At 61.0% G+C, this 9,776-nt stretch carries 9 protein-coding genes and 3 tRNA genes; 1 reads left to right on the top strand and 11 read right to left on the bottom strand.

Annotation, left to right across the window (positions count from 1 at the left end):
* The 9 genes from tuf to K8I61_09705 form a co-directional block, all read right to left on the bottom strand.
* The coding region (gene tuf, locus K8I61_09745; protein MBZ0272308.1) for an elongation factor Tu at positions 1 to 134 on the bottom strand (134 nt) is incomplete at its 3' end.
* A gap of 87 nt (positions 135 to 221) precedes the next feature.
* Positions 222 to 294: transfer RNA gene (locus K8I61_09740), tRNA-Gly, on the bottom strand.
* A 183-nt stretch (positions 295 to 477) separates the two neighbouring features.
* Positions 478 to 560 (bottom strand) — tRNA-Tyr (locus K8I61_09735).
* A gap of 43 nt (positions 561 to 603) precedes the next feature.
* Positions 604 to 676: transfer RNA gene (locus K8I61_09730), tRNA-Thr, on the bottom strand.
* A gap of 148 nt (positions 677 to 824) precedes the next feature.
* The gene (locus tag K8I61_09725; GenBank protein MBZ0272307.1) at positions 825 to 1,043 is read right to left on the bottom strand and encodes a hypothetical protein; all 219 of its coding nucleotides are present in this window, start codon (positions 1,041 to 1,043) and stop codon (positions 825 to 827) included.
* Positions 1,044 to 1,510: 467 nt separating this feature from the next.
* Positions 1,511 to 3,880: a hypothetical protein gene (locus tag K8I61_09720; GenBank protein MBZ0272306.1), complete on the bottom strand. Its 2,370-nt coding sequence runs from the start codon at positions 3,878 to 3,880 to the stop codon at positions 1,511 to 1,513.
* 113 nt (positions 3,881 to 3,993) lie between these two features.
* Entirely contained in the window at positions 3,994 to 4,887 is an 894-nt protein-coding gene (locus K8I61_09715) for a tetratricopeptide repeat protein (protein ID MBZ0272305.1), read from the bottom strand.
* 106 nt (positions 4,888 to 4,993) lie between these two features.
* Entirely contained in the window at positions 4,994 to 6,019 is a 1,026-nt protein-coding gene (locus K8I61_09710; GenBank protein MBZ0272304.1) for a hypothetical protein, read from the bottom strand.
* Entirely contained in the window at positions 6,016 to 6,642 is a 627-nt protein-coding gene (locus K8I61_09705; GenBank protein MBZ0272303.1) for a histidine phosphatase family protein, read from the bottom strand. Before K8I61_09705 ends, K8I61_09710 begins: the two co-directional genes overlap by 4 nt.
* A 158-nt stretch (positions 6,643 to 6,800) precedes the next feature.
* Between K8I61_09705 and K8I61_09700 the strand changes: the two genes are divergently transcribed.
* Positions 6,801 to 8,036, top strand: coding sequence for an MFS transporter (locus K8I61_09700; GenBank protein MBZ0272302.1), 1,236 nt, complete (start codon positions 6,801 to 6,803; stop codon positions 8,034 to 8,036).
* Positions 8,037 to 8,043: 7 nt separating this feature from the next.
* Here K8I61_09700 and K8I61_09695 read toward each other — a convergent pair whose 3' ends face one another.
* The gene (locus tag K8I61_09695; protein ID MBZ0272301.1) at positions 8,044 to 9,261 is read right to left on the bottom strand and encodes a hypothetical protein; all 1,218 of its coding nucleotides are present in this window, start codon (positions 9,259 to 9,261) and stop codon (positions 8,044 to 8,046) included.
* A 267-nt stretch (positions 9,262 to 9,528) separates the two neighbouring features.
* Positions 9,529 to 9,776: hypothetical protein (locus tag K8I61_09690; GenBank protein MBZ0272300.1), on the bottom strand; the 248-nt coding region annotated here is incomplete at its 5' end.

Genomic DNA, 9,776 nt, shown 5'->3' with positions numbered 1-9,776 from the left:
ACCGCCTTGCCCCAGCCCTTGCGCTCCGCCACCATCGTCAACGCCGCCGTCAACGTCGTCTTCCCGTGGTCGATGTGACCGATCGTCCCCACGTTCACGTGCGGCTTCGTGCGCTGGAATTTCTCTTTCGCCATTGGATTTGCCTCCGATAACGTCGGTTCTTCTGTTCGCCGTTCTACGTTTTCACCGGTTCAACGACGGACCGCCCGCCGCGGGTCACAAGCGGGAAACGGGACTCGAACCCGCAACCCTCAGCTTGGAAGGCTGACGCTCTACCAATTGAGCTATTCCCGCGCGCGCGCCGCCGAAACCTCCGCCGGCGACGCATCGGCCCGTTTTCCCATCGAATTCAAAGCGCAAAACGGAGATCGCGCCTTTTGTCTCTTTGGAGCCTTGCGGGCTCGAACACGGAGACAGGCACGCCCCGGTCTAAACCTATGGTCTCCCGGCGCCGCGACGCGCGCGTTTCCGGGAGGTTGGCGGGGGAAGGATTCGAACCTTCGAAGCCGTTCGGCGACAGATTTACAGTCTGTTCCCTTTGACCACTCGGGAACCCCGCCGATTCGGAAAAATGCTTGAAATCCCTTTAGGAAGGCTCCCGCTAGCTGGCGATGGGACTCGAACCCGCAACCTGCGCATTACAAGTGCGCTGCTCTACCAATTGAGCTACGCCAGCGAACCCTCCCCGCCCAAACGACAAGGGTGCGCATTATAGAAATGCTTTAAACGCCGTCAAGGGGTTGGCGGACGAAAAAACGCAAGTCGAATCACGCGCGTTCGCGCGCGGCCGAAATTTTCGCCGACCCGGCGTTTTGTCGACGCCCCTACTCCGTGCACCACGTTCCGGTCGGGTTACTCGTGTAAACACCGTCGTCGTACCCGGCCACGCTGACAAGCGCGCCGCCGGCGGGCACGAACGGCGCAAAGTCGTACGCGTGGTTGCCATCGGCGTTGACGTCGATGGCGAGCGATCCCGGTTCGACGTTGATGAGGGCGTAAAACAATCCATCGGGGTCCGTGCCCTCGCCGTCGTCCCACAGCATCCGCGTACTCCCCGAAGCTGACGACGCCGAAAAAGAACGCGGCCTCTTTGCGCCGCGTTGCACCGGCGACGACCCGCGTCAACTGCTCGACTTTCGACGAATGGAGCCGCCGCGCCAAAGGATTCAACCGACCTGGCTGACCGAGTGCGACGCTCCCGAACTTATCGCGAAAATGCGCCTCAACACGCATACCCGGACGAACGCTCACCTCCGAAGCGCTCTTGGCCGAACTCGAATCGAAACTACCGACTACGTCCGCTTCCCGTCGGAATACCGAAATTGGTGACTGTCTCTATTTTCCACGTCCGCTTCCCGTCGGAATACCGAAATTGGTGACTGTCCCTATTTTCCTCATCAGCGGGAGGCGTCGCGTCCTCAGTCGCGTACGGTTGATTTACGTTAACCAGCAGGCAGATAACCACAAGCGCCGTCACACGGACAAACTTCATTGGATTCCTCCTTATGGACTATTCAATCACGAACTTCGAATAAACAAGCGCACCTTTCGAGTCATAGGTAGCGTGAGCGATTCCGTTTTGATCCCAAACGATCGAAGGCGACTCGCCGGTTATTGGATATGCGGACAATTCGCCTGCAATAATGCCGATTTGTCCGCCTATGTCGATTCGTTCGATTGACCAATCACCGTCGACCTTTTTTGCGACGCTAACAGCGCTGTTTAGCCCCTGGTAGGTATTTCCGAAAAATATAAGCGGTTGCTCATCGGAATCCAGCGTCAAAGAGATATCGCGCGCATAATATTTTTGTGGGTCAAGAAGAGGGTCAGGAAACCTGGGGGCTTCGATTTCTTCGATGCTCCAAAGACCCGACCAGGCGTTCGAAGCGAAACGGATCAAATCGGAGCTATCGTCAATATAGGCGACGTTTATGACTCCATCATCACGTACCGCCATCGAAGCGAATTTGACAAATACATTGTCGATGTTTTTAATCTTCCAATTTCCCGGAGCGACGCGGCGCAAAAATAACGGACCGTACATATTATAGTCAGCCAGCACCATTACAGGCTCACCGGAGGCGTCGATCGCGACCGAAGCAATTCGCGGGTCATCGTCAAGTGCTTCATCGAGAACCCAGGCACCCGTTTCATTGGATATCATATAAACGGCAAAGTTGGTTTTTGCAGCGATAAATATACTGTCGTTGTCGTCAATGGCAATAAGTCCCGCGCCGAAATGCCCCTTTGGTGGCGTCGGCAAATTTTCGAATGCCCATTCGTTGGCCTCGGAGCCAACTTTTAAATTTCCGCTTCCACTGTCGTAATATACAACCCAAGATTCGTTTGCGCTGTTTAACGCTAAAGCTTGCTTGTCAAACCACGCATTATCGTCAGTGAGGTTTGTTGTATGCCAAATGCCGTCCGCGTCAAGTAGAGAATATTTGACCAGCCCATTGACGGCTCCGTGATAATAATACGCTATCCGTGGCCGCTCGAACGCATCCAGTACCAAGCTGGCATCGCTAGCTCTAAGCGTATCATCAATTACAATCGAGTCCCACGTTGAATCGACCAACGTTAAAAGACGCGCGGGATTAGCTGATGCAACAATTTGAGGATTGTTGACCGCGTTGACGACCAGAGACAAATTGCCCCAATTATCACCGTCGTGTACCAGCTCATTAACCCACGTCCCCGTTTCATTTGCCGAATAATACAGCGACGCGCTCCCGACATTAGGCCTGTACTGCCACGCGATGTGCGCATTTCCATCATTCGAAAAATCTCCGGTCATCTCCTCGCCATTCACGGGTTGGGTTTTCGGCCACCAAAATCCGTATTCGTTGGTCAGGTAACCGACGTTGTCGTGGCCCGGAACGATTCGCAACGAGTCGTCCTCCGCGACATGGACCTCACCACACCAGCCGTTGCTGACGCCGAGAATCTCCTGCCATGTACCGCCCGCATTAGAACGAAGGTATTGAAATGCGCCGCAAAGGTAGCAGATCTCATTGGAATAGAGGACATACGCCGTCCCGTTGCTGTCGGCGGCGACATCCGTACACCGGCCCCACGGCGCGCCATCCACGAGCTCGGTTACCCATTCCCCCGATCGGTTCGTCGCGTACTTGACGCCGTCCACATGGAGTTCGGTTGGCGACGTTAATTGATAAGAAACATGTGCAAATCCATCAGGGTCAATATCGATCGCCGGCTCCGCGCCGACGTTCTGCCCGTCGCCGTCGTCCGCGGTTTCGATTTCCCACGTGCCGCTTGCGTCCGTCGCGTATTTCAGCGAGCCGTACCAGATGTCATGCCAGACCAGATGCCGGTTGCCGTCCGCGTCCACGGCGATCTTCGGTTGCGCGCCCATTAGCGCGATGAGCTCTTGCGTCCAGGGTTCGTCCGGCGCGGCATCGGCCGGGAGGGAATACACGATAATCTCACGCCCCTTGGCGAGCGCTACATGACGCGTGCCGTCCAGGCCGATCGCGATGGACGTGCCGTCGTGACCCGGCGCGCCGCCGTCGAGCTGCGTGATGCACCCGCCGGCCCCCGCGTGCCCTTGCGGAATCGTGAAGCCGTTCGGACACGGCAGGATTTCCGCGGCGTCGTCGTCCGCGTCGTCATCGGAATCGTCATCGACGGTATCGTCGTCCGCGTCGTCGTCCAGAAAATCGTCGTCCGTCGAATCGTCGTCGTCCAGGAAGGAGGAATCATCGTCGGCATTGACGTTCGAGGTGTCGGCGGAATCGCCTTCGCAGGAGCAGGCAGCAGGGATCAGAAGCACGCACAAGAGTGCGATCAGAAGAAAGACGACCTGCAAATGGCGCCATGCTCTCATAAACCGCCTCAATTTTTTCCGAACCACGATCACGTTTGGCTTCCGCGTATTCAATGTCAAGAAAATTCGTTCGCGCCAACGACGTAATAAATCGTCGGCGACGGATCCCGAGAAAGATTGCGTGATTGTCGTCGGAGGGAACGGCGCTACAGCCCGCGGGCGAGCTCGCGGTCTTCCAGGTCGTCGAGCAGCTTTTCCTTCTCGCCGAGCGCGGATTTCAGGCGGTCCTCCAGGTCCTCGAACTCGGCCGTGTCGTCCCCCATGGCGCGCCGAAGCTTGCGCACGAGATTCAACGCCTCCTCCATGAGGTGGATTTCCATGTGCACCTGCGCGAGCACCGCCGCGCCGTGCAATTCCTTTTCCTTGCCGCGATAGGCGTCCCGGCGCGCCGGCCGCGAGGCGCGCGGCCGCGATCCGTTCGATTCCCCAAGCGCCGCCATGATCTCGTCCGCCCGCGTTTCGATGACGTCCTCCACATCCTCGAGCGCGTCGAGCATCAGGTCGGTCGCCGCGGTGCGTTTTCCGCGCTCGGCCACCGGGCCGATGTCGTCGGCGAGGATCGACTCGATGTCGAAAACCTTCGCCCGCGCGGGCGCGTCGAAAAGATCGACGGCCTCCTCCTTTTCGGGCCGGGGCCGCTCGCTTGCCGCAAGCAGGTTGCGCATCTCGAAATCGAACGGGTCTTTCGCGATCACCGACTCGACGAGCGGGCGCGCGAGGTCGAGCCGGCCGAGCTCGTCGTAGAGCTTGGCGAGCGCGCGGTTCAATTCGATGTTGTCCTTGACGATCGCGTGGACAGCTTCGAGGTGCTCGCGCGCGGACTCGAGCGCGCCCACGCGAAGGAGAATGCGCCCCAACACCTCGCGGCAAAGCAGATAGCTCGGATGAATGTCCAGGCCCACGCGGCACGTCTCGATCGCGTCGTCGGTCAGGCCGACGCGGCGATAGCCGTCCGCGAGCTGGGCGTGGAGCTTCATCAGCGGGTCGCGTTTGAGCTTCTCGCGGAAATCCTTGATGTTGACGAGGACGTCTTTATCCATGCGGCGGCGTTCCGGCTGTTTCCTTTTTTTCTATTTACCACATAACACAAACAAACGGGGGCGCAAGTAACGGCGCTACACGAAGGGCATCCGCTCGACACCCAATTTACCGGATTTTGCCCTCGTGACGCAGTCGAAAAAAGTGCCGCCATCCGAAGATGAGCGGAAATCGACGCTCGAGCGGCGTCAATTCGAGATCGACGCCATGGGTGCGCTTGACCTTGGCCAGCAGGATTTCAAGCCAATCGTCCACGAGGACGACGCCTTTCGGCCAGCGCGCGACCGCCCGGCGGCGGCTCCGCGCAAGGAGAACGCGCGTGGCGGCGAGTTCCCCCGCGCGCAGCGCCGGCGTGCGCCGCTGGTGGTAGCGATCGGGCTCGCCGCCGGATTCCGGTTCCCAGAACTGACCGCGCCGCCGCGTCACGAGTTCCCGCAACAAGATCCGTCCCACGGCGCGGTAATAATTCTTCGCCGCGTCAAAAAGCGCCGCGGCCTTCGCGTCGGCCGGTTCCGCGCGTACCTCGCCTTCGTACGATAGCGAAAGGAGGCGGCGCATGAAATCGTCAAGGTGAAAATCCGTGGTCGCGCGCGCCAGGGCGTGGGGCGCGAGCGTGCGCAAGGCGGAGGCGATCGCGGCGGCGATATCGCGGCAAACGCCGTCGTCGCGCGCCCATATCAGGCAGACGCGCTTGGTGAATCGCCCGAGATGGTACAGATCCCGCGCGTGGGAGCCGGTTTCGCGCTCGAAATTTCGCCAGTCGACGACGTTGTATTTGCAACGCCGTCCCGCGCCCTCGCCCGCCGCGTCATGCAGGTGGTAGGTGTTCGGCGGCAGCACGCGCGAAAGCCACCGATCGCGCGCGCGCGTAAACCAGCGCGCGTCCTCGACGATCAGATAGAAATCGGGGATGCTCGATGCCTCGGCCGTCGCCCGGCTTGCGAGCGAACCGTATAGGACGACCGCCAGCAGGCCGCGACTCTCCGTTTGCCGGAAGTGAGCGACAAACGCATCGAAATTCCGCGTATCCGGCGGGCGGGAGATTTCCGCGAGAACCAATTCGAGAAGCTCGTCCGCTTCGGGCGCGGGCGCGCCGGCGATCGGGGTTTCCATGACCTGGGGTTTGGCGCTCACGTCGCGGCGCCCGGCACGCGATTCACGAAAACCAGATGCGGCACGCCGTCGTACCAGTCCAGGCACGTCAGCGACGCCGGGTCCAGGCGAAACGTGGCGAAATGCTCCCGAGGCGACAGGCCGACCGCGATCGCGAGCATCGACATCAGAAAGCCGGCATGGCCGACGACAAGAACCGAGCGTTTTCGTTCCGACGCCACGAGGTCGTCGAAAAACGCGCGCACCCGCGCGAAGAACGCGTCGTCGGTTTCGCCGGACAGGAATTTCGACACGAACGGGCCGTGCATGATCGACGCGCCGCCGTCGGGTTGCTCGGCGATGACCTCGGCGAACGTGCGTCCCTCCCAAGTGCCGAAGTCGCGCTCGACAAGGCGCCGGTCCTCGACGCGCCGCACGTCGCGTCCCCCGGCGAGGATGTCGCACGATTCGCGCGCGCGGGCGAGCGGGCTGGTGTAGGCGACGTCGATCTCGAAGGCATTCGTCAGCTCGCGCAGGCGGCGAACCGCGTCGCGGCCGTCCGCGGTGAGCGGCGTATCCGTTCGCCCGGCCATGCGCTTTTCGGCGCTGTAGGCTGTCGGCCCGTGTCGGACGATCAGAAGGCGCGTGGGGATTCCGATGGGCATGGGATGCCGGAGTCTAGTCAACGAATGAATCGACGGGAAGACGGGAACGCTGGAAGGCCATCGCAGAATCCGTGAACGGCATTCCATTCCCAATTCGCGATTCCCCATTCCCCATTTCAATTGACTTTCGATACGCCCGGCCCTAGAGAAAGCGCGCCATGAACGCGCCGGCTTCCATCGCCCCCGCCTCTCCGTTCGAAAACCGCAGCGCGCTTTTTCCCGCGGTGCTGATGGGGTCGTTTTCCGTCATCACGGCCGCGTCGAATTTTTACCTCGCGGTGTTCTTCGAGGAACAACTCGGATTTTCGGGCCTGCAGATCGGCGTCCTGTTCGCGCTTCAGGCGGTGACGGGAATGCTGACAGCGTTTCCCGCGGGCTTCGGCAACGACCGCGTCACGAGCCGAACGCTCGTCGGTATCGCGCTGCTGATGCAGGCGGCGGGCTTCTGGATGATGAGCGCCGTCGTGACGTTTCCGGTTTTCATCGGCGCGTTTTTCGTGTGGGCGTTTTCGCATTTTCTGTTCAAGACGAGCCTTGATGTCCACGTGTTGAAAACCGGCGAGCGGGCCACCTCCGGCACGCGGCTCGGATTGTATTTAATCGGACGCTTCATCGGCCTTGCGTTCGGCACCGTCGCCGCCGGCTACATCATCGACGCGCTCGATTTCGTGCCGACGCTCTGGATCACCGCGGGGCTGTGCTTGTTGCTGGCGCTGTCCGCGCGCCTTTTGGCGCCGACGCCGCTGTCGGCCGCGCCGGTGAAACAATACATGAAGGACTTCTCCGATCCGCGCGCGTTGCTGTTCGCCGGCTGGCTGTTCCTGTTCACGACGCACTGGGGCGCGGAGTTCACCTGCTACGGCCTGTTCCTGCGCAAATCGCTGGGGCTGACCTACGGGCAGATGGGCTGGTACATGACCGCGGAGTTCGTCGCGATCGTCGTCGTCCTTGTCGCATTCCGGCACCGGATGAACGAGGGCCTTCCGCTGAAGGGCTTGGCCGTCGCGGGACTTTGCATGAGCGGTTTCGGGCACATCGGCATGGTGTTCGGTGGAACGGTCTTCAGCGTCGCGGCGCGCACCGTCCACGGCTTCGGCGACGGCATCATGATGCTCATCATGTACGTCGGCGTCGCGCGGCTCTTCCGCGTCGAACGTATGGGCGGAAACGCGGGCCTGGTGCAGCTTGCCCTGATGTCGGGCAATGTCGTCGGCGCGCTCGTGTTCGGCCCGATGGGCTCTCGCATGGGTTACGGCGTGCCGTTCGTGGTCAGCGGCATCGTGATCGTGGCGCTGGCGCTGCCGCTGGTTCTCCCCATGCCCCAAAAGTGGCGGCGGGATACGGTCGCCTTGCCGGCCGAACCGTCTCCCGCCGTCGAAATCGCGCAACCTTGATCGGGGACTACAGCCCGCACGCCGCGTTCGAGCTCTCGTCGCCGCCGTCGTTTGCTTCCGCATGGCCGTCATCCGCGCCGTCCGGATTCGGGGCGTCGTCATCGTCGTCGAGATCGCCCGCGTCGTCGCCGCTCGCATCGCCGGCGCCACCCGGATCGTCGGCGCCGAAATCGTCGTCCGCGGCGTCGTCGTCCTTGGCGTCGTCGTCACCAACATCGTCGTCAGCGAAATCATCGTCGGACGCGTCGTCGTCCTCGAAATCATCATCGGACGCATCGTCGTCATCGCCGATGTCGTCATCGCCGAAGTCGTCGTCGGATACGTCGTCGTCGGATACGTCGTCGTCCTTGGCGTCATCGTCACCAACATCGTCGTCCGCGAAATCATCGTCGGACGCGTCGTCGTCCGCGAAATCATCATCGGACGCATCGTCGTCATCGCCGGGGATTGTCGTGGTGGTTGTCGCCGGGAAGGTCGTGGTCGTCGTTGTCGGCGTTGTCGTGGTCGTCGACAGGGAGCAGACATCCACTTCCGCGCGGATGACCGCGTTGCCGGGCAGGAAATCGTTCATCGGGCGCCAGCCCGCGCCCGTCCGGACCCACGTGTGGTCGTCGTCGTTGTTTACGTCGCGTCCCACCTCGTTCACGCCGCCACCCGCGCGCTGAAGGCCAACGCACCAGGAGCCCGAGCCGATCGGGATGGTGAACACGGGAAGCGGCGTGACCGACATGTCGTTCCAGGTATACGAGATGGGCACGAAGGACACAGATTGCCAGACGAACCGGTCGGGCGGGCCATTACCGTCCTCGTCGACGTACACCACCCAACGCATCGTTCCGGCGTCAACCGCGGCGACGAACGCCGACATCTCGCGCAGGTAGCTCGGGTAGGCCGGCGGCGGCAGGCACGTGACGACGGCGGAAAGATTGCCGTCGATCGGCAAACCGCCCTCGACGCTGCCGTCATCCTCGACAAGCGACGTCGCCTGCAAGCTCGGGCATTCGTCGAGCGCGGCGTCGATGAAGTCCGGTTCGTTTTCAAACATCCAGACCGCGTGCGGCTCGCCGTTTTCGTCAAGCGCCCAATCCCACACGATGGCGCCGCCTGCCGAGTCGCTCCCCTCAAATAATGTTCGGGGCGCCGTCCCGAAATCCGCGGCGATGAGCGTGACCGATACCGCCGCGACAAAAACGCAAATTCCCACGATGGCCATGACGCGTTTCATTTCGATTGCTCCTTTTCTTTGCCTGTCCGCGAAATTTTCTACATGGCCAGAATATATAAATGCGATGAAGCTGCATAGACGAAATATATACCGCATATATCCAGCTTTTTTACGAAATTACGGAAATCCCGCTCGCGATTGGGAAGGCACACAAACAGCGACGCCCCGCCGGTTTCAGCGGGGCGTCGCGTCATTTCGCGTTTTGTCGGCGGCGTTATTCGACCGGGCGTTTATACCTCTCGAACTCCGGCGATCGGGCGTTTGGCCCTAGCAACCGCAGCACGCGTTTCCGTTCGAATTCTCGCCGTCGCGCCCGCCGATGCCGTTGTCATCCGCGTCGTCGTCGGGATCCGGGAAGCCGCCGTCGTCGTCATCGATATTGTCGAAATCGTCATCACCGGCGTCGTCATCCTTTTCATCGTCGGTGTCGTCGTCATCGTCTGAATCATCGTCGTCGTCCGATAAATCGTCGTCGTCATCCGAGGCGTCGTCGTCCGAAGCGTCGTCGTCGGAGG

Source organism: bacterium (genome assembly GCA_019912885.1).
In the GTDB taxonomy this organism is placed as follows: Bacteria; Lernaellota; Lernaellaia; order JACKCT01; family JACKCT01; genus JAIOHV01.
The sequence above is the reverse complement of the archived record's forward strand: the minus strand, read 5'-3'. Positions and strand labels throughout refer to the sequence as shown.

What these genes read in the sequence shown, in the direction of transcription:
- K8I61_09725 (MBZ0272307.1), bottom strand. Translation starts at nt 1,043, where the DNA reads ATGCTGTGGGACGACGGCGAGGGCACGGACCCCGATGGATTGTTTTAC.
- K8I61_09715 (MBZ0272305.1), bottom strand. Translation starts at nt 4,887, where the DNA reads ATGGATAAAGACGTCCTCGTCAACATCAAGGATTTCCGCGAGAAGCTC.
- K8I61_09705 (MBZ0272303.1), bottom strand. Translation starts at nt 6,642, where the DNA reads ATGCCCATCGGAATCCCCACGCGCCTTCTGATCGTCCGACACGGGCCG.
- K8I61_09700 (MBZ0272302.1), top strand. Translation starts at nt 6,801, where the DNA reads ATGAACGCGCCGGCTTCCATCGCCCCCGCCTCTCCGTTCGAAAACCGC.
- K8I61_09695 (MBZ0272301.1), bottom strand. Translation starts at nt 9,261, where the DNA reads ATGAAACGCGTCATGGCCATCGTGGGAATTTGCGTTTTTGTCGCGGCG.